This is a genomic window from Streptomyces sp. MMBL 11-1 (genome assembly GCF_028622875.1).
Lineage (GTDB): Bacteria > Actinomycetota > Actinomycetes > Streptomycetales > Streptomycetaceae > Streptomyces.
The window spans coordinates 3,158,134-3,177,564 of sequence record NZ_CP117709.1 but is presented as its reverse complement, the minus strand read 5'-3'; the positions used below and the strand labels follow the sequence as shown (position 1 = coordinate 3,177,564).

The 19,431-nt window shown below is 71.0% G+C and carries 18 protein-coding genes; 8 read left to right on the top strand and 10 right to left on the bottom strand.

All coding sequences use genetic code 11. The features are described 5' to 3' along the window. Positions 1-51: 51 nt before the first annotated feature. From PSQ21_RS13640 to PSQ21_RS13625, 4 genes are all read right to left on the bottom strand, one after another. Positions 52-1,491, bottom strand: coding sequence for a DUF2637 domain-containing protein (locus PSQ21_RS13640; protein ID WP_274030775.1), 1,440 nt, complete (start codon positions 1,489-1,491; stop codon positions 52-54). 374 nt (positions 1,492-1,865) lie between these two features. Then, the gene (locus PSQ21_RS13635) at positions 1,866-2,555 is read right to left on the bottom strand and encodes a hypothetical protein (RefSeq protein WP_274030774.1); all 690 of its coding nucleotides are present in this window, start codon (positions 2,553-2,555) and stop codon (positions 1,866-1,868) included. A gap of 240 nt (positions 2,556-2,795) precedes the next feature. Beyond that, complete coding sequence (locus PSQ21_RS13630) at positions 2,796-3,659, bottom strand: DUF3558 domain-containing protein (RefSeq protein WP_274030773.1); 864 nt, start codon at positions 3,657-3,659, stop codon at positions 2,796-2,798. A 210-nt stretch (positions 3,660-3,869) separates the two neighbouring features. Then, positions 3,870-4,739 (bottom strand): DUF3558 domain-containing protein, encoded by an 870-nt coding sequence (locus PSQ21_RS13625; RefSeq protein WP_274030772.1) that lies wholly within the window; start codon positions 4,737-4,739, stop codon positions 3,870-3,872. A 172-nt stretch (positions 4,740-4,911) separates the two neighbouring features. On the opposite strand from PSQ21_RS13625, the gene PSQ21_RS13620 reads away from it, so the two are divergent. After that, positions 4,912-6,105, top strand: coding sequence for an RtcB family protein (locus PSQ21_RS13620; protein ID WP_274030771.1), 1,194 nt, complete (start codon positions 4,912-4,914; stop codon positions 6,103-6,105). A 6-nt stretch (positions 6,106-6,111) separates the two neighbouring features. Here the strand turns inward: PSQ21_RS13620 and PSQ21_RS13615 are convergent, their stop codons facing one another. The 4 genes from PSQ21_RS13615 to PSQ21_RS13600 all read right to left on the bottom strand — a co-directional run bounded on the left by PSQ21_RS13615 (position 6,112) and on the right by PSQ21_RS13600 (position 9,807). Continuing rightward, complete coding sequence (locus PSQ21_RS13615; RefSeq protein WP_274030770.1) at positions 6,112-6,723, bottom strand: dihydrofolate reductase family protein; 612 nt, start codon at positions 6,721-6,723, stop codon at positions 6,112-6,114. A gap of 366 nt (positions 6,724-7,089) precedes the next feature. Then, positions 7,090-7,848, bottom strand: a complete 759-nt coding sequence (locus tag PSQ21_RS13610; protein WP_274030769.1) for an SDR family NAD(P)-dependent oxidoreductase — start codon at positions 7,846-7,848, stop codon at positions 7,090-7,092. Positions 7,849-8,059: 211 nt separating this feature from the next. After that, the gene (locus PSQ21_RS13605; RefSeq protein WP_274030768.1) at positions 8,060-8,794 is read right to left on the bottom strand and encodes a Mut7-C RNAse domain-containing protein; all 735 of its coding nucleotides are present in this window, start codon (positions 8,792-8,794) and stop codon (positions 8,060-8,062) included. Between the two features lie 191 nt (positions 8,795-8,985). After that, a complete protein-coding gene (locus PSQ21_RS13600; protein ID WP_274030767.1) occupies positions 8,986-9,807 on the bottom strand; it encodes a helix-turn-helix domain-containing protein in 822 nt (273 codons plus the stop codon). Positions 9,808-9,897: 90 nt separating this feature from the next. Here PSQ21_RS13600 and PSQ21_RS13595 point away from each other — a divergent pair, with 90 nt between their 5' ends. The 3 genes from PSQ21_RS13595 to PSQ21_RS13585 all read left to right on the top strand — a co-directional run bounded on the left by PSQ21_RS13595 (position 9,898) and on the right by PSQ21_RS13585 (position 11,889). Further along, a complete protein-coding gene (locus PSQ21_RS13595) occupies positions 9,898-10,527 on the top strand; it encodes a TIGR03086 family metal-binding protein (protein WP_274030766.1) in 630 nt (209 codons plus the stop codon). Positions 10,528-10,778: 251 nt separating this feature from the next. Then, positions 10,779-11,441 (top strand): HAD-IA family hydrolase, encoded by a 663-nt coding sequence (locus PSQ21_RS13590; RefSeq protein WP_274030765.1) that lies wholly within the window; start codon positions 10,779-10,781, stop codon positions 11,439-11,441. A gap of 88 nt (positions 11,442-11,529) precedes the next feature. Further along, on the top strand, positions 11,530-11,889 hold the full coding sequence (locus tag PSQ21_RS13585) for a helix-turn-helix domain-containing protein (RefSeq protein ID WP_337961671.1): 360 nt from the start codon (positions 11,530-11,532) through the stop codon (positions 11,887-11,889). Here the strand turns inward: PSQ21_RS13585 and PSQ21_RS13580 are convergent. Continuing rightward, a complete protein-coding gene (locus PSQ21_RS13580; protein WP_274030764.1) occupies positions 11,799-12,338 on the bottom strand; it encodes a GNAT family N-acetyltransferase in 540 nt (179 codons plus the stop codon). The genes PSQ21_RS13585 and PSQ21_RS13580 overlap by 91 nt on opposite strands. Next, the gene (locus tag PSQ21_RS13575; protein ID WP_274030763.1) at positions 12,335-13,618 is read right to left on the bottom strand and encodes an XRE family transcriptional regulator; all 1,284 of its coding nucleotides are present in this window, start codon (positions 13,616-13,618) and stop codon (positions 12,335-12,337) included. The genes PSQ21_RS13580 and PSQ21_RS13575 overlap by 4 nt, the downstream gene beginning before the upstream one ends. A 226-nt stretch (positions 13,619-13,844) precedes the next feature. Between PSQ21_RS13575 and PSQ21_RS13570 the strand changes: the two genes are divergently transcribed. The 4 genes from PSQ21_RS13570 (at position 13,845) to PSQ21_RS13555 (ending at position 19,424) form a co-directional block, all read left to right on the top strand. Then, positions 13,845-14,291, top strand: a complete 447-nt coding sequence (locus PSQ21_RS13570; protein ID WP_274030762.1) for an ATP-binding protein — start codon at positions 13,845-13,847, stop codon at positions 14,289-14,291. A 511-nt stretch (positions 14,292-14,802) separates the two neighbouring features. Continuing rightward, the gene (locus tag PSQ21_RS13565) at positions 14,803-14,982 is read left to right on the top strand and encodes an FxLD family lanthipeptide (protein WP_016825826.1); all 180 of its coding nucleotides are present in this window, start codon (positions 14,803-14,805) and stop codon (positions 14,980-14,982) included. A gap of 225 nt (positions 14,983-15,207) precedes the next feature. Further along, positions 15,208-18,162 (top strand): lantibiotic dehydratase, encoded by a 2,955-nt coding sequence (locus tag PSQ21_RS13560; protein WP_274030761.1) that lies wholly within the window; start codon positions 15,208-15,210, stop codon positions 18,160-18,162. Further along, the gene (locus PSQ21_RS13555) at positions 18,129-19,424 is read left to right on the top strand and encodes a lanthionine synthetase C family protein (protein ID WP_443334388.1); all 1,296 of its coding nucleotides are present in this window, start codon (positions 18,129-18,131) and stop codon (positions 19,422-19,424) included. The genes PSQ21_RS13560 and PSQ21_RS13555 overlap by 34 nt, the downstream gene beginning before the upstream one ends. Positions 19,425-19,431 lie beyond the last annotated feature (7 nt).

Genomic DNA, 19,431 nt, shown 5'->3' with positions numbered 1-19,431 from the left:
GGGAACCACTCCCGGGCGGCGGCCCTCCGCCGTCTGTCGTACGCCGGTGCCTCAGGCGGGCTGCTCGGCGGTCGGCCGCTGCGCGTAGGCGTCCCTGAACTGCGGCATCAGCTGCTGGAGCAGCTCCGTCGAGCGCGGGTGGCGGACGTTGCGCGTGTCGGCGAGGTGGATGTCCAGGACCTCCACGGACGGGTACTGCCCCTGCGCGTCGGTGTACTCGCTGAACACCTCGTACGCCTCCCGGGCGAAGTCGGTGTCCTCCATGGGCCACTGCTCCACCTGCGGGGCCTCCTCCGGATCGGGGACCTCCGGCGGCTCGGGGGCCTGCTCCTCCTGGCGGGGGTGCGGGAGCGCGCCGATCGTGCCGACGTCACCGAGCGGCCGGGTGCGGCCGGGGCCCGCGGGGATCTGGACCGGGCCCGGCTCCGGGCCCTCGACGTGCTGCGGGTCGTACGCGCTCTCGTGGCCGTTGTCCGGCAGCTTCTGCGCGGCGAACCAGGGGCTGTCGTGGGTGGGCGGGACGGGCGGGTCCTGCTTCTGGAGCGAGGCGGGGTGGGGCTCTTGGGGCTGGGGCTGGGGCTGGGGCTGGGCGTCCTCCGGGTGCCGGCCCTGGTCGTGCCGGCCGTGCCCGTGGCCGTCCTGCTGGCCGTGCTCCTGGCCGTCCTGCTGCCCGTGCTCGGTGCCGGGCTGCGGTCCGTACGGCAACTCGGCGTGAACGGGCTCGGCGGCCCGGTCCGGCCCGGCGGGGCGCAGTTCGGCCTTCGGGCGGTCGGCCTCGACGGGCACCGGCGGCAGCAGAGCCGGTTCGATGCCGGCGGCGGCGAGCCCGGCCGGGGCGGTCTCGGCGAGCGGGACGCCGTACTTCGCCAGGCGCAGCGGCATCATCGCCTCGACCGGGGCCTTGCGCCGCCAACTGCGGCCGAAACGGGCCTGGAGCCGGGCCTGGTAGATCAGCCGGTCCTGTTCGAGCTTGATGACCTGCTCGTAACTGCGCAGCTCCCACAGCTTCATCCGCCGCCACAGCTTGAACGTGGGGACGGGGGAGAGCAGCCAGCGCGTGAGGCGCACGCCCTCCATGTGCTTGTCGGCCGTGATGTCCGCGATCCGGCCGACCGCGTGCCGGGCGGCCTCGACGGAGACGACGAACAGCACCGGGATCACCGCGTGCATCGCGGTGCCCAGCGGGTCGGGCCAGGAGGCGGCGCCGTTGAACGCGATCGTCGCGGCGGTCAGCAGCCACGCCGTCTGGCGCAGCAGCGGGAACGGGATCCGCATCCAGGTGAGCAGGAGGTCCAGGGCGAGCAGGACGCAGATGCCCGCGTCGATGCCGATGGGGAAGACCAGGGAGAACGACCCGAAGCCCTTGTCCTCCGCGAGTTCGCGCACGGCGGCGTAGGAACCCGCGAAACCGATCGCGGCGATGAGCACCGCACCGGCGATGACGACCCCGATGAGTATGCGGTGCGTGCGTGTCAGCTGCATCGCGGCCACGCGCGATCCCCTCCCCGACCTCTGTACCCGGACCCGGCTTCGGCGGCCGGCGTTGTTTTTCGGCCGGACATCGGACGCCCGGCGATGGCACAGCCTGGCACATGTGTGCGAGTCGCGTTGCGCGGGGAGGAGCCGTCAGGCTGTTCTCGGGGTCGGGCGGGCTCGGGGCGATCCGGCGGAGAGCGGAGTAAACCGGCCTGAAAGACCGGGACTTCGGGGGGCGGCGGGAGCTTCGGCGGGGGCCGTGGCTTCGGCGGGGGCCGTGGTTCCGGCGGCGACCGGGCTTCAGTGGGGCCGGGCTTGGGCGGGGCCGGGCTTCCGTGGGGGCGGGGGCTTCGGCGGTGGCGGCATGGGGGGTCGCCACCGCCGAAGAGTCACTCGCAGCCGCGCTGCCAGTTCCAGCCGACGAAGGTGTTCTTCAGGTCGACCTCGAAGGTGCAGGACGCGGTCCCGTCGGCCTTGAGCGCCACGGTGGAACGGTGTGTGTTGGCGTAGACGGTGCCCGTCGGGTCGAAAATCCCCTGGTAGGAGAACGAGGCGTTGGCCACGTTGGTGGAGACCGCGCAGTTCGCGACGCAGTCGGCGGACTTGCCCGAGGACTTCAGCGACCAGCCCGCGTTCCACGGTTCACGGTTCCACTGCTGGGTCGCGTCGGTGGAGGAGGCGGTGACCACGGTGCCGTCGGAGCTCCAGTCGGACGTCGTGTAGAGGCCCGTCATCCGGATGTTGCAGCAGTCGTACATCTCCGACCAGCTCCGGACCTGCCGGTCGACCAGGGCGGCGGCGGCCGGAGCCGCCTGCGCGTTCACCGCCGGGCCGGCCTTCGGCACCAGCCGTGCGGGGCCGAGCACCGGAGTGCAGTCGGGGCCGATGGAGACGTCCTGCCGCACGGACATGCCCGCGGGCGGTACGGGCAGGGCGCCGGACAGCTTCACGTCCGCGCAGGCTCGGGCGTCGCCGGACGCCGTCTTCCCCACCTCGCTCGGCGCCGCGGTGGCGGAGGCGGCCGTGAGCGCGAGAAGGCCGGTCGTGAGTGCGGCGGCGAGTGCGATTCGATGGCGCAATTCCCTTGCCTTTCCTCGAGGTTCGCCGTGGAGCGTAACCGCGCCCACCGCGATCCGAACGGAACGGGGAGAGAGTTGGCATGAAGGTGACAGCCGCATATTCCGGAGCGTGCCCCAACGTGCGAAACCCGGCCCCAAGGGGGGCCGGGCGCGGGAAAAGCGGTGGTGGGAGGGGGTGCGTCCGGCCGGCGGGGTGGGCCGCTCAGGTCACGTGGTGCGTCCGGACGCCGGGGCGGGGCGTCAGCTCGACTTCGCCTTCGGCTTCGCCGTCGACTTGGGGTCGTCGCTGTCGCTGTCGCTGCCCTTGGCCGCGTCCTTCGTGCTGTCCTTCGTGCTGTCCTTCTTGCTGTCGTCGGAGCCGCCCTTCGCCGGGGGCGTGACCTTGGCGTCGTCGGTTTCGGCGACAGCGGCGACCGCTTCCTTCGCCGCCTTGTGGGCGCCCTTGACGATGCTCGCGGACGACGGCGTCTTGGCGCCCGCGTAACCCGCGCCGTTGTACGTCAGAGTGACGACGACATTGCCCGTGCGGGCCACGACGGTGGCGTACGCGAAGTCCTCGTCCGTCTTGCTGAGGCCGTAGGTCACGGTGGTGGCCTCCTCGCCGATGCCGGCGGTGGGCTCGGCGGCGACCTTCTCGGCCCCCTCGGAGGCCTTCGCCTTGGTGACCTGCTTCGCGTACTCGGCGGTGGCGCGCTTGGCGCCGCTGCCCAGCGACTGGTCCGAATCGAAGCGGGTGAAGCCGACGTCCAGCCAGCGGTACTGCGAGCCGTCGACGCCCTTGTCGTCCAGGCCGTTCCAGGAGCAACTGCCGCGGGCCGCCAGGTCGTTGGACCGGCCTGCCGTCCCGTTCTTCTTCTTCGCCCCGGGCACCAGGTCCTTGATCGTCTTTTTGTCGATCGAGGCGCACGGGTCGGGCAGATCGGCGAACCTCGCCGCTTCGACGGTGGGCTCCGTGGGCTTGGCGCTGGCGGTGCCGGACGACGAGGAGCCCGCGTTCTTCTTGCTGTCGGAGCCGGAGTCCGACGAGCAGCCGACGGCTACGAGCATCACCGGAACGGCGGCGCAGGCGAGGATGCGGGACAGGCGCGGGGCTGATCGGTGCATGGTTCCTTCACTCGGATGGCACGGAGCTCTCGGTGCTGGAGGTCTCGGTTCGTGCGGTGTACGGGTGGGCTCGGTAGCGGGTCGGTGCGTCTTCAGCGGGTCGGTGCGTCTTTAGGACAGCCACCGTACGACGGCCGGAGGCCGTCCCGTGTCGCCGCCGAGGGCCCCCTGGGACCGGCATCCGGCCGGTGGGGGCCCGTCGGGCGGGGTCTATTCGCTGAGCGTCTCGGCCAGCTTCCGGGCCAGTGCCTGGGCCTTCTCCTGGAGTTCCCTGGTGTCGGGCACCTGGGTGACGAGGGCCGGCTGCTCGGCGTACCGGACGGTCACGACCACGTTCGATGTGCGGAATACCACGCTCACCGTGCGGCGCTGTGCGGTGGAACCTGCCCGTGTGGGCAGATTGTGCAGAAACGCGGCATCTCCGAGGTTGTCGAGGACGCGGGAGGGAAGGGCGCCCTCCGGGCCGGTGCCGCCACCCCCGTCGCCGCCCCCGCTGCCGTCTCCGCCGCCGTCTCCGGAGGGTGAGGACGAGGAGGAGGGGGCCGCCGAGGCCGTGACGCCCTCCGTCTTCTCCGCGTCGGCGCCCTTGCCCTTCTCCTTTTCGCCCGTGGCCCCGGTGTTCTTCTCCGCGTCCGGCCCGGGGGCCGTCGACGACGACAGGCCGGCGGCCTTCGCCTTCTTCGCGTAGACCGTGTCGGCGCGGTCGTCGTCGCTGACCGCGGGGTCGTACGAGACGACGCGCTCGAAGTCGATGGAGAGGCTCCGGGTGGCGTTCGGCGCGTCGGACTTCCAGCTGCAGCCGACCTTGCGGTCGGTGTCGTACGTGACGGACGCCGATCCCCGGAACACCTTCTCCTGCTGGTCCCCGGGCAGTTCCGCGGCGCCCGGCAGCAGGTCCTTCAGCGTGCCGCGCGGCACGGCGCGGCAGGGGGCGGGCAGGGTCTCGTACTTGCCCGGGGGTGCGGGGGTGACCGTCGGGCTGCCCGCCTTGCTGTCGGCGCCGTTCGCGTTGCTGTCGGAGCCGGCGCTGCAGCCGACGACGAGCGCTGCCAGAAGCGCGACGCCGGGTACGTACGCCATGTCTCGCACCGTTTCAGGCTCCCTTCGGTACGGAAAACGGGTTGCCGCCCGAAGGCGGCCGATGGACACAATGTGTATCGCACGCGCCGCTGTGAATGCCGGTCGGCCGACAGGTTTGCCGATCTTGGCACCGGTTTTGCGCTTTCAGTCTTTTCGGGGGAATCGAGGAGTTATGTCGTACGTAGAGGTGCCCGGAGCGAAGGTTCCCATCCGGATGTGGGCGGACCCCGCGTCGGTCGAGGACGTGGCGATGCAGCAGCTGCGCAACGTCTCCACGCTGCCGTGGATCAAGGGCCTCGCCGTCATGCCGGACGTCCACTTCGGCAAGGGGGCGACGGTCGGGTCGGTGATCGCGATGCAGGGCGCTGTGTGCCCGGCGGCGGTCGGGGTGGACATCGGCTGCGGGATGTCGGCCGTCCGGACGTCCCTCACCGCGAACGACCTTCCCGGCGACCTGTCGCGGCTGCGTTCCAAGATCGAGCAGGCCATTCCGGTCGGCCGGGGGATGCACGACGACGTGGTGGACCCGGGGAAGCTGCACGGGTTCCCGACGTCGGGATGGGACGACTTCTGGGGGCGGTTCGGGGGGATCGCCGATGCGGTCAAATTCCGTCAGGAGCGTGCCACGAAGCAGATGGGAACGCTCGGATCAGGTAATCATTTCATCGAGTTCTGTCTCGATGAGACCGGTTTTGTCTGGTTGATGCTGCACTCCGGCTCGCGGAACATCGGCAAGGAGCTGGCCGACTTCCACATCGGCCAGGCACAGAAGCTGCCGCACAACCAGGGCCTGATCGACCGCGACCTGGCGGTCTTCATCGCGGACACCCCGCAGATGGCCGCGTACCGCAACGACCTCTTCTGGGCGCAGGAGTACGCGAAGTTCAACCGGGCGATCATGATGGGACTCTTCCAGGACGTGGTCCGCAAGGAGTTCAAGAAGGCCCGGGTCACCTTCGAGCAGGTCATCTCCTGCCACCACAACTACGTGGCGGAGGAGCGGTACGAGGGCATGGACCTGCTGGTCACCCGCAAGGGCGCGATCCGGGCGGGGTCCGGCGACTTCGGGATCATCCCGGGGTCCATGGGCACCGGTTCGTACATCGTGAAGGGCCTCGGCAACGAGAAGTCCTTCAACTCGGCGTCGCACGGCGCGGGGCGCCGGATGAGCCGGAACGCGGCGAAGAAGCGCTTCTCCACCAAGGACCTGGAGGAGCAGACGCAGGGCGTGGAGTGCCGTAAGGACTCCGGTGTCGTGGACGAGATCCCCGGAGCGTACAAGCCGATCGAGCAGGTCATCGATCAGCAGCGGGACCTGGTCCAGGTCGTCGCGAAGCTCAAGCAGCTGGTGTGCGTGAAGGGCTGAGTCCGGCTACGCCCCGCCCCCGTACGTCGCGTAGTCCGGTGGTCCCGTGGCCGTGAAGACGTGTACGGAGACCCCGGCCGGGGTCGTCCGGTGGCTGAGGAGCCGCAGGCCGGCCGGGGCGCCGCCGTCCGGGAACAGTCTGCGGCCCTCGCCCACCACGACCGGGGCGATGGCCAGGCGCAGTTCGTCGACCAGGCCCGCGGCCAGCAGCGACTGCGCCAGGCGGGCGCTGCCGTGGATCTGGAGGTCCCGGCCGGGGCGCCGCTTCACCTCGGCCACCTGGGCGGGGATGTCGCCGGAGAGGATTGTGGTCGGGTCCCACGTGGCCTCGGTCAGCGTGTTCGAGGCCACGTACTTCGGCAGGCCGTTCAGGATGCCGGCGAAGGGGTGGTCGGTCATGCGCGGCCAGTCCCGGGCGAAGTTCTCGTAGGTGCGCCGGCCGAACAGGAAGGCGTCCGCCTCGCCGAGCCACTCGCCCGCCTGCCGCTCGAACTCCTCGTCCAAATGCGGCACGAACCAGCCGCCCCGGGTGAACCCGTCGCTGGTGTCCTCGTCGGGGGACCCGGGGCCCTGGGAGACGCCGTCGAGCGTCAGGAACTCCTGCACCACCAGCTTCATCGCGCACCGCTCCCTCGTGGGCTTTCGGCCGGTACGGCGGCCGGGGGCGCTTCCTTCCTAACACGACGCGGCCGGGGGCGCCCGGGACGAGGGCCCGCGCGCCGGGGGCGCCCGGCGCGCGCCGGCCGGCGGGAGGCTCCCGCGCCGGCTCTGTACGGGTGGCGACCTTCCTCGGCCTCACGACCCGGCTGCGCCTCACCACGGACTACGGAACCGCCCGCGAGGCCGACCTGCCCAGCTGGGAGGTGGCGGCGCTGACGCCCGGAGCGCGCTGCGCGATCACCCCGCACGACCACCCCGCACGCCCCCCCCCGGTGCTCGTCGCCGAGCGGGGCGTCACCCCGCCCCCGAAGGGGCGATTCGGCTTCACCCGGTGCGGTGGACCTTCGTGTTGGAGGCCTGGGCGCGGGGGCGGACCACCAGGAGGTCGATGTTGACGTGGCTGGGGCGGGTGACGGCCCAGCCGATCGTGTCGGCCACGTCCTCGGCGGTGAGCGGTGCGTCGACGCCCGCGTAGACCTTGGCGGCCTTCTCCGTGTCGCCGCGGAAGCGGGTGGTGGCGAACTCCTCGGTCCTGACCATGCCGGGGGCCACCTCGATGACGCGGACCGGGGTGCCGACGATCTCCAGCCGCAGGGTCTCGGCCAGGACGTGCTCGCCGTGCTTGGCCGCCACGTAACCGCCGCCGCCCTCGTACGCGGACAGCGCCGCGGTGGAGGAGAGGATCACGATCGTGCCGTCGCCGCTCGCGGTGAGGGCGGGCAGCAGGGCCTGGGTGACGTTGAGCGTGCCGATCACGTTGGTCTCGTACATCTGGCGCCAGTCGGCGGGGTCGCCGGTCGCGACGGGGTCGGCCCCGAGCGCCCCGCCCGCGTTGTTGACGAGGACGGCGAGGGAGCGGAACGCGGTGGCGAACTCGTCGACCGCCGCGCGGTCGGTGACGTCCAGGGGGTAGGCCGTCGCCTGGTGACCGGCCTCGGTGATCTCGGCGGCCAGCGCCTCGACGCGGTCCTTGCGGCGGGCGGTCAGCACGACCCGGAAGCCCGCGGCGGCCAGCGTACGGGCGGTGGCGGCGCCGATGCCGCTGCTCGCGCCGGTGACGACGGCGATGGGGGTGGCGGCCATGACGATCTCCCTCGGACTGCTCATCGGGTACGGGGAGAAGGATAGGCAGGCGGCGCGGCGCACCCCGTGCGCGGGAGGGCACGACCGGCAGAGCGCGCGAGGCCCGCGGCTCACGCGCCCGGTCGGCACGATCCGTCCGGAAGCCGCTGCGGGAAGCCGTGCGGGAAGCCCCTGCGGGAGAGCTGTGCGGGAAGGCCGCGCGGGAAAGCTCTCAGGCCGGCGCGCCCCCGAACTCGGCCATCGCCTCGGAAACGATCGTCTCCAGGTGGCCGTGATGGGCGCCGCGCCAGTACACCCGGGAGCACGCGGTGCACTGGGCGAACACGTCGTACGCCTCCTGGGTGCCGTGTTCGAGCAGTCCGCTCACGGAGTCCTTCGCCGCCCCGGCCAGCGTGCCGTTGCACGCGGTGCAGCGGGTCCACGGGGCCAGGGCCGGAGCGAAGCGGCCGAGGACGTCGCGGAGCTGCTCCGGGGGGCGGTCGCTGTAGACGTACGCCCCGGCCCAGATCTCGCGGCGGCGCAGCAGCCCGCGGTCCCGGGAGAGCAGGACCCGCCGCTCCCGTGCGGAGAGGGCGGCCAGGGCGGGGTCGCCGATGTCCTCGCTCTCGTACGCCGCGTCGACGCCCAGGAGCCGCAACCGGCGGGCCAGCGTGCCGAGATGGACGTCGAGCAGGAAGCGCAGGGGTGCGCCGGGGACCTGCTGGGGGCGTTCCACTGCGCGTACGTCGACGTGCTCGCCGGGGCCGGGCACATGCGAGCGGGCCACCGGGGCGCCGTTCACCAGGAGCGTTCCGGCTTCGGTGAGCGGGACGCCGAGGGACTCGATGACATGGCCGAGGGTCGAGGAGCCGTCCGTGACGAGGGGTGTGGGCCCGCCGCGGCGGTCGTGCGGGGCGAAGAGTCGCAGCTCAGGGGCTACTTCGAGAGTGATCTCGGGTCCGTTCACCCGGTCAGGATGCCACCGGGGCGGGACGGCCTGCCAGGGATTTGGCGGGGTCCGGCGGGGCTGCGGGGCAGGCGGGGGCCGCGAGGGCTGTGGGGGCTGTCGGGCACGAGGTGCACGGGGCATACGGGGCGTGCGAGGTGTACGGGGGATGCTCCGGGCTTCGCGCGGGGCGTGCGGACGCCCGCGCGCCGTCAGCGCGGAGCGTACGCGGTCGGGGGCACGCCCACCGTCGCGGTGAAGTCCCGCACCAGATGGGCCTGGTCGCTGTAGCCGAGGTCCGCCGCGAGCCGCGCCCAGTCGACGGCCGGGTCGGACCCGGCGCGTTCCAGCGCCTCGTGGACGCGGTAGCGGAGGATGACCCACTTGGGGCCGACGCCGACATACGCGGCGAAGAGCCGTTGCAGGGCGCGGGCGGAGAGCCCCGCGTCCCGGGCGAGATGGTCGGCCCGGAGCACCGTGCGGTCCGTGCGCACCCGGTCGACGACGGCCATGGCCAGCGTCGCCCGAGGATCGGGGCGGGGCTCCAGGGCCAGCAGGAAGGCGTCCAGCGCCGCGACCCGCGCGTCCTCGTCGTCCGGGTCCAGGACGGCCCGGACAGGCGGCGGCAGCCGTAGCGCCCCGGCGGCGTCGGACCGCAGCCCGGTCCACGCGGACACCGGGTGCCCGGGTGCGAACGGGCGGAACCCGCCGGGCCGGAACTGCACCCCGCAGACCCGGCCGCGCCCGGCCAGCTTCCGGGCGAACAGCCCGGGGTCGACGCCCGCGACCTCGGCGTACCCGGACCGCTCCCGGGCGCCGTCCCCGGCCTCGTACCGCTGGAAGACCAGGTTCACCGACGGATGCGGGACGACATGGGCGGCGTACGGCTCGGTGAGGTCCCAGTCGATCAGCCAGTAGTGCTCCAGATACGGGCGCAGCCCGGCGGCGGGCTCGCGGCGGCGGAAGCGCACGTGCGCGAACAGGTCCGGGGCGTCGACGATGCCCCGGGTGTCGCGGCGGGGTCCTGCGGCCATGGCCTGATTTTAGTCCCGCGTCCTCCACACGCCTGTCGTGTGTCGTGTTTCTTCAAGACGTCGGGCGGTGCGCGGGCGCAGGGTGGAGGCATGACACAGACGATCGGTGAACTGCTGGAAGCCGCCGCGGACCGGGCCCTGCCCGTCGTGCGGGGGATCGACGACGGGCAGCTGGGCGGTGGTACGCCCTGCGCCGAGTACGACGTGCGGGCGCTGGTGAACCACCTGTTCCAGGTGGTGGTGAACTTCCAGGCCCTCGCGGCCCGCGAGAAGGTGGATTTCGGCCAGGTGCCGGAGTTCGTGGCGGGTGACTGGCGGGCCAGGTTCGGTGCCGAGACGGCCCGGCTGGTGGAGGCGTGGAGCGTGCCGGGCGTCGAGGAGGGCACGACCGGGCAGATGGGGCTGCCGGCCCGGACGGTGGGGCTCATGGTGCTCGGCGACCTGACCGTGCACGCCTGGGACCTGGCGCGGGCGACGGGCGCGGACTTCGTGCCGGAGGAGCGCGTGCTCGACGAACTGGGGCCGGGGCTGGCGGCGCTGGCTCCGCAGGCCCGGGAGATGAAGGTGTTCGGTGAGCCGTTCCCGGTGGAGGAGGGGGCTACCGCTTTCGAGCGCCTGCTGGCGGTGACGGGGCGCGATCCGGGGTGGCGTCCGGGAGGGGCCGGCGGGGTGACTGGGGCGACGGGGACGGCCGGGGCGGCCGGGGCTGTCCGGAGCTGAGGCTGCCGGTGGTGGTGGGGCCCGGCGGGGCGCGGGCCTCGTAGAGGGGCCGAACGCGGCGTGCGTGCGACAGCGCCAGCGATCCTGGCTCGGTGCACTGGACGCAGCGCATCGAATGAGAGCAAGGACTGGAGCGTGAACACACTCTGCTGACTACCCGGGAGCGGTGACAGTGGTGGGCTCTGCACGCGGCCGCAACGCCGCGCGGTAGCGTCCCTTGGAGACCACCTGCGGAAGGGGAGAATCGCCGGATGTCGCACAGCAGAGGGGTCGCCAGCGGGCGTGAGGAGCGTGGCCTGATCCTCGACTTCGCCGGAGTGCTCACCGCCAGCCCGGTCGACGTCCACCGCGCCTGGTGCGTATCCGAAGGGCTGGCGCCCGGGGCGTGGCGCAGCACCCTCAACGATCACCCCGAAGGGCGCCGCCTCTACACGGCGTTGGAGATCGGCGAGATAGGGCAGACCGAGTGGAACCAGGGCACGGCCGCTCTTCTCGGGGAGCACGTGGATCCGGTGAACCTGATGGGGCGGGCCTGGGCGGAGGTGCCCGTCTCTCGCCGGATGGACGCGCTCGCCCGCTCCGCGCGTGCGGCCGGCCATCGGCTCGCATTGCTGTCCAACAGCTTCGGCCTCGACCCATTCAACCCGTACGAACATGTCGGCGTCTGGGACGTGTTCGACGTACACGTCGTGTCCGAGCTGGTAGGGCTGGCCAAGCCCGACCCGTCCATCTATCAGCTCGCCCTCGATCTCATCGGCCTCCCGGCCGAGCGGTGCGTTTTCGTGGATGATCACGCGATCAACCTCCCGCCGGCCGCCGAGCTGGGCATCGCCACCGTCCACGCGACGGACGAGGACACCGCGGTGGCCGAGCTGGAGGCACTTCTCGGCTTGACGGCGGCGTCCGTCACGTAAGCCCAACTGCAGTCCAGCCAAAACCTGTCGGCACCACTGCTCACCCAGTACTGTCCGTGTGGAGCCCATTACGCGGAGGTTCTAGATCATGCAGTGGTCTGAGTACACCACCGCGGAGCGCATGAAGGCGCTCCGCGGCGCCATGACCCAGGAGCAGTTAGCCGAGGCCGCCGCTGTGTCCGTCGGTGTGGTCCGCAAGCTCGAACGCGGAGGGAGGACATCGCTCTCCTCTTTACTTTCGATCGCCAACGCGCCGTGGGCTGCTGAGGTGCAAGGCGCTCTCTGGGCCACTCCGGCCCCGGCTTCACGCTGCGCGCGTACACGCACCTGCTCCGCCATTCCCAACCTCCGTGGTGGTCAACGGTTGGTGTGGATCATGACGGTAAGCACAGGTGAGGCTGGTGACGGCTGGCTCTGCCCTATGTCCTCGTACCCCCACGACTTGTAGAGCGAGTGGACCTTTCCGTCCCCAGCGGCCGAGTTGACCATGAGCGTGACGTGCGGCTCGTCACGTGTGGCGAGGAGGGCGTCGTGGATGCGGCGGGCCGTGCCGGTCTTGCGCCAGGCCGGGTGCACGCCGATCTCCTTCAAAGCCGCGGCCGGGCGCTTCGTGTACTTCTCCGCCGGCGTCGGGCTGGTGCGCTGCCAGTAGCGGTCCCCGTGCTCGATGGTGTTGCTGTACGCGTAGCCGACCGGTTGGCCGGCCGCGTATGCGAGGACAGCCGTAAAGCCTGGTTCTGTGGAATGCCGGTCGATGCGTTCGCCGAACGCGGTCACCGCGTAGTTCGGCAGGTGCAGCAGCGGGGCGCGTACCTCGGCGTACACGTCGAGGAGGTCGCCGCGAGCGGTGTCCAGGTTGGTGAAAGTGCGCAGCTCGGGGGCGAGTGCCGTGGTCATGCGGCCGTCTTCCAGGTGGTGGTGTGCTCGGTCCAATTCTGGACGGTGGTGCTGCGCGGGGTGGTGGCGCGGAGCGCGGCCCCGAACTCTTGGAGCATGCGCGACACGCGGGCGTGGCGGGTGGCGGCGTCTACGGGGACTTTCATCGCGGTGGTTGTTGCGGCCTCGGCGGCGCCTTGGGCGAGTAGGGCGTGTGCGAGACGGGTCGTGGTGATGGCCCGGGACCTGGCCATGTGTGGCCGGAGCGAGGACAGGCAGCGGTGGGCGTGGTACTCGGCGGTTGGATAGTCGCCGAGCGCCAGGTACGCGGAGAGGGCCAAGGAGTCCAGTTCGGCCTGGTCGTAGAAGGCGAGCAACCAGACCGGCCGGTGGTCGGCTGGATCGGCGCGCAGCATGGCGTCCTGCGCCTGCTCGAACGCGCGACGTGTATCGGTCCGGTTCTGGGCCGTACCGTGGATGGCGCCTTGGCGGGCCAGGCCGAGAGACGCGAACAGCGGGTCACGGCGGGTGAGGTGCAGATTGCGGGCGACATCGTTGGCAGCGCACGCGTCGGCGGGGCGGCCCATGTGGCGGTACATGGTGCCCGCGTGACTCCAGATGCGGAACTTGATTGCCTGGTCCCCCGACATCTCCGCGAGGGCTTGGGCCTCGCGCATGTGCGCCTTCGCGACGTCGTAGCGCCGGCCGTCGATGGCGGCCCACATCGCAGACGAGCGGAATGCCGCTCCGGAGGCGTAGAGACTGCTGCGAACCCGCTGCGTGGCACTGCCTGCGTTCTGGAGGTTGAGCGCCTCGTCGGCGAGCGCGGCGGCCCGCTCCTCGATGCCAGGTTGCCCGCCGTGGCGGTGGTCGCTGGCGATGATCTCAGCGAAGCGCTTGTTCAGCCGGCTGACGTCGCTCATACCGATTCGGCGCGGTGACGCGGTCCCTGGGGACGCTGCTGCGGCAGCCGCAGCTGCGATGCCGCCGACGAGGGCACGGCGCTTCATTTCGGGCTCCTCCTGCTGCGATGGCGCTGGGGTGGGCGAAGGCCGGCCCCGTGGCACGAACCCTAAGGCGACGGCGGGTAATCCGGTGACGACCTCAAGTGCGGTACGTGTTGCTGACTTTGGCCAGGTGACTCGGCCCGCTTTCCACGCCCGGACCGATGACCCGTCGAGCCCGCCTACGTGTCCCGTCAGCTTTTCAACAGCCCTGTTCACGGCGTCGGCCAGGCTGTTTGAGCTGTATCCGTGCTCGATCATCCACGCCTCAAGGACGGTGTTGCGGATCGCGTCCATGCGGGCACGGTAGCCCGCACGCTCCCTGCCCACCAGGTAAAGAGCAGGTCAAAACGTCCTAGGTGAGCCCGTCGGTCGAGCACCTGAACGCCCTAACCAGCCCCCCGGACAACGGAGTTATCTGGGTGTCGGCCACTTCCCGCGAGCGGCTGTTGACGGCTCGGTCCGCCCCTGAAAAGCCACAAGGGGTGGAGCGAGCGCCGAGATGACACGAAGGCTCCATCCCATGCCGGTTCCGAAGAAGACAGTTGAGACGGTCCTCACCAGCCACCCCACCTACAGCGAAGTCTTCCCGTGCGTGCCGTCCACGGCCGAGACCGGACGCAGACTCGTCCGGGGGGTTCTCGGGATGTGGCACCTCGATGTCCTCGCTGACCGCGCCGAGCTGATCGTCACTGAGTTGATCGCGAATGCCGCCAGGCATACCCCTTGCCCCGAGGTCTGTTTCGTTGTCGGGCGGCCAACTGCGACACGGGTACGCGTCGGGATCGTGGACGAGGAACCGTCGCGTCTGCCGGAGCTGAGCCACGCGGGCGAGGAGGACGAATCGGGTCGCGGGCTGTTCCTCGTAGAGGCTGTGGCCGACCGCTGGGGCTGTGACCTTCAGAGTGCAGGCGGACGTCTGCGGGGCAAAGAGGTCTGGGCCGAACTCCATACCGAGGGCGACGAGTGAGAGCTCGGATGCGATGCCCTCGCTTCTTCTGGGCCCTGCCCGTCCGCCGTTTCAGCTCTGGGCCGGCACCGCCAGATACCAGGCTGCCGGATCGGCCGTCTCGGCCAGCTGGGGGAAGGGCCGTTCCTCGATGAATTCATCATGGATCACCGGTGACTGCTGGCTCGGCTGCGAACGGACCGGAGTGCGGGTGATCTGGCTCGGCCCGGTTCAGTGGGACGGGCAGTACGCCCCCTTCTACGCATGTGAGCTGTGCCTTGATCGTCTCAAGGCACAGGCCCTCACCTACCTCATGGGGCATTGATCGGCCTCCGCTCGATCAGCCCCTCGTACACGACTTCCCGGCGTGAGCGGGCGGTCCGGCCAGAGCTTTCTGTGCGGGCCGCGCCCCCTCGTGCCGGGCGGCCAGGAGATGGTCCGAGGGCCAGCCGTCCGGCATAGCTCCTCTGGCGGCTCCTGGTGGGCATTCCAGCCCAGCTCAGCAACAACCAACGATGAAGAGGAGTGCAGCATGACGCGCAGCACCGTAGTGCCCAGCCGTACCGAAGTACGCCCGCAGATTCCGGGTGCATCAGACGGCTTCGACCTGGATGTCTCGCTCGTGGAGATCGCTGACCCGGCAGGTCTGGTCAACCTGACCGACGACAACTGCGGTTCCACCTGCGGCGCCTGCACCACCAATGTCGCCTGACGCCTGACTCGAACCCCAGGTCACCTTCGGTCTGGTGCCGTCGCGTCTCCGCGCGGCGGCACCAGCCGCCCATCCCCTCGCCCATGGAGGTCATCGGTGGTTGCTCGGCCCGCAGTTTTCCGCGCCGGTTCCACCGCTCTCGTGCGTGCCGTGGCCCGACGGTCTCTGTCGGTTCCTCCGTGCCCTGACCCGGATGACCACTCTTCCGACGGCTCCTCTGCTTGCGTGACGTGGCTTCGCGCGGTTTGGGCGGACCAGCACATCGCCGACGCGGTGGAGCACTCCAGCCCAGCCTTGGCCATGCAGGTGCGGGCCGTATGTACGGCCGAGAATCCTCCCCATCGAGACGCTCGGCGCGCGGCGCTGTCGGTAGCCCGCTATCTGTTGCGGGCTCAGCACCGGGCGACACCCTTCGGCCTGTTCGCCGGAGTGACCACTGCAGCGTTCGGCCCTCGGGTGCATGTGGCCTGGGGCGAGGAGCACGTGGCCGTCGGCCGTGCGGGGGCCGAGTGGCTCGCCGCTGTGGTCGAACGGCTGGAGTTCTGCCCGGAACTCCTCGACCGACTTCCCGTCGTCGTCAACAACACCGTGACGAGCCGGGGAGACCGGCTCATCGTGCCGTTCCAACCCGACGCCAATGACGACCGGATGCGCGCGGTCGAGGCATCCCTGGCCCTGACAGAGCCGGTGCGTGCGGTCCTCGCCGAGGCCCGGACGCCGATTCGCTGCGGAGATCTCACGGAAAAGCTCCGGGCGGAGTTCCCCGAGGCCGGTACGGAGAAGGTGCACTGTCTACTGGTGGAGCTGGTACGGAGGCGAGTGCTCATCACGAGCCTGCACGCGCCAAGCACCGAGACCGACGCCCTCGGGTACCTGCTCGGCCAACTCGACGCGATCGGCGTCGACGACCTTGCGTCGGTAGCGGATACGGCACGTGAGATGCACGCGGTCCGAATGGGCTTGGAGGCGTACGCCACGCGCTGCGGCCGGGACAGCACCGCAGCGCGCATGCGGGCCCTCGCGCCCGGCCTGCGTCGGCACCCTGCCGCGGTTGACCTGCGGTTGGATGCGCGGCTCGTCCTACCCGAGGAAGTGGCCCGGGAGGTCGAACGCGTCGCCTTCGTCCTGACCCGGGTGAGCACCCGCCCGTACGGGGCGGCCGAGTGGAACGCCTACCACCAGCGCTTCTACGAGCGGTACGGCATCGGCACGATGGTCCCTCTCGCGGAGGTCGTCGCGGACAGCGGGACCGGCTACCCGGACGGCTACCCGGGCAGTCCTGCCGGTCCAGGTCGGCCTCGCGTCTCCGCTCGCGACGACGCCCTCGTACGCCTGGCCCAGGGTGCCGCGCTCGACGGCTGCGACGAGGTCGTGCTCACCGACGAACAGATCGACCTCTTGGAGGCGGGCCCCGACGAGCCACGACTGCCACCGCATCTGGAGGTGGGGGTGCGCGTGCACGCCGCCAGTCCGGAGGACCTGCAGCGCGGACGATTCCGACTGGAGGTCGTGAGCGTGTCGCGCGGGGCCGGCGTCTCGACAGGCCGGTTCCTCGACGTACTGGCGCCCTCCGCGCGTCAGGCCCTGGCCGCAGAGCTGGCCGATCTTCCGGCCGCGGACAGCGATACCGTGCCCGCCCAGCTCTCCTTCCCGCCGCTGCTCCCGGAGAGCACTCACGTCACCCGCTCCCCGCAGATGCTGCCTACCGTGATCAGTCTCCAGGAGCACCGCGCGCCGAAAGACACCGTTCTCACCCCGAAGGACCTGGCCGTGGGGTGCGACGGCCGCCGCATGTACCTGGCCGCTCCGGAACGGGGGCACCGCGTGGAGGCCGTCGGCATGAACGCGCTGAACCTGCACACCCACGCTCCGCCGTTGGCACGGTTCCTCACCGAAGTGTCCCGCGCCCAGTGCGCGCAGGTCACCGCCTTCGACTGGGGCGTCGCAGCAGCGATGCCGTTCCTGCCGCGCCTGCGGTACGGGCGTACGGTGCTGAGCCCGGCGCGCTGGCGTCTGGAGGCGTCCGAATTACCCGGTCGTGCTCGCCCTCGTACTGAGTGGGACACCGCGCTCTCCGAATGGCGGGCGCAGCGGGGATCGCCTCGCCGCGTGCTCCTCGTGGAGGACGACCGACGTCTCTTCCTCGACCTCGACGAAGCCGGCCACCGGACGCTCCTGCTCCGACACCTCGACCGCTCGCACCAGGCCGTGCTCATGGAGGCCCCGGAACCAGAAACGTACGGCTGGTGCGGCGGGCGAGCCCACGAGATCGTGGTGCCGCTCAGAGCGACCCGATCGCCGTCCTGGCCGCCCCTGCCCGTTCCCACTCAGGCTCGCGTCCTCTCGTCGGATCAGCTGCAGACTCCCGCCGCTTCGTCGGTGCTGCTCGCAGCCTTGTACGGAGACCCTCGCCGCCAGGACACCTTGCTCTCCCAGCACCTCCCCGGCCTCCTCGAACGACTGGGCAACCCGCCATGGTGGTTCATCCGCTTCCGCGACCCGGAGCAGCACCTCCGCGTACGTATCGCCCTTCCCGACCGCAGAACCTTCGCTCAGACGGCGCGCACCGTGAGCGCGTGGGCCGACGACCTGCGCAGTGCCGGCCTACTGGCAGATCTGCGCTACCCCACCTCCTATCGGGAAATGGGCCGTTGGGGCTCCGGCGCCGCTTGGGAGGCGGCCGAGCAGGTGTTCCGGGCAGACTCGCGCAGCGTCCTTGCCCAGCTCGCAGAGCCACAGAGACCGGCGCAACGCGCACTGGTGGCGGCCCATTCCGTCGCCATCGCCTCTGCGTTCCTCGGCAGCGCCGAAGCCGCGATGCGCTGGCTGGCCGACCACGTCTCGCCTACGGCGCCTGCGTCCGTTCCCCGCCCGCAATTCAGCGAGGCCGTACGGCTCGCGAACCCAGCCGACGACTGGGCCGCCCTGCGCGAGGTGCAGGGTGGAGACGCCATCGTGTCGGGTTGGGCAGAGCGCGATGCGGCACTCGCCGCGTACCGGCTGCACCTTCCCGGCCCGGACGCCCAGGGCATCGCCGTCGATGACGTCCTGGCCTCCCTTCTGCACGTCCACTTCGTGCGGCACGTCGCGGTGAACTTCCCCGAGGAGGAGGTGTGCCTCTACCTGGCGCGCGCTGCTGCTCTGGCGTGGACTGCCCGCACCAGCAGGAGGTCGGCGTGACCGTGCTCCCGACGCTCGGCCTGGTCGGTGCCGTTGCTGCGCGGCTCGCCAACCCCGGCACGGCGCCTTCCGTTCTTCAGACACGTCGGCAACATCTCGCCTACGGCCCGCCCGGAATCGCGCTTCTCCACATCGAACGGGCCGCGAACGGCCTCGGACCGTGGCAGCATGCGCACGGCTGGCTCGCTGCCGCGTCTCACGGGTTCCTCACGAGCGGACCTGACAGCCACCCGTTCTACGGGGTGCCCGCCTTCGCCCACGCCCTTGCCTGCGCCGCCGACCATCTTCCTGACTCCTACCAACGCGCCTTGGGCGCGATGGACCGGCAGATCGAGATCGACGTCAGGCGCCGTCTCGACGCAGCGCATCGCCGCATCGATTCCAGATGCCTACCGCAGCTGGCCGAGTACGACACCATCCGCGGCCTGACCGGATACGGCGCCTACCTTCTGCGCCGGAACTCAGGCAGCCCTGTGGTGCGCGCTGTCCTCGACTACTGCGTACGCCTCACCGAACCGATCAGGCAAGCCGGCGAGGACCTCCCGGGTTGGTGGACTGCGACCGGGCCCTCGGGAAGCCCGGACGAACGATTCCCCGGTGGGCATGCCAACACCGGCACGGCCCACGGCATCGCCGGAGTGCTCGCCCTTCTGGCCCTCGCCGCCCGGAAGGGCACCGTCACGGATGGGCACCTCAGAGCGCTGCGCACCATCCTGACGTGGCTCGACTGCTGGCAGCAGGAGACAGGCCGAGGATCAACCTGGCCGTACTGGGTTACCCGGAGCGAGCTACGTACCGGTCGCCGCGCTGCTTCCAAGCTCCGGCGGCCGTCATGGTGTTACGGCACCGCCGGCCTCGCCCGCGCCCAGCAACTTGCTGCGCTCGCTACCAGCGACATCGAACGCCAGATCACGGCGGAAAGCGTGCTTGCCGCCGCTCTCACCGACCCGGACCAGCTCGGAGCCACGACGGACCACGGCCTGTGCCACGGCTTCGCCGGCCTTGCCCACATCGCCGGCCGCACGGCCGCAGACGCCCACCCTTCAACCGCCGGTCGACTCCGAGCCGCGATCCCGGGACTTCTGGCCGCTGTCTGTCCGGTGGACAGGGACCTCGAACGCGCGGCCACGGCCCTTGTCAGCGGCACCGGAGCGGGGCCCGGCCTGCTCGATGGAGCCGCCGGAGTAGCACTGGCTCTTCTCGCTGCCGATACCGCCGCACCGCCCCAGTCCGCCTGGGATTCCTGCCTGCTCATTGCTTGATTCACCG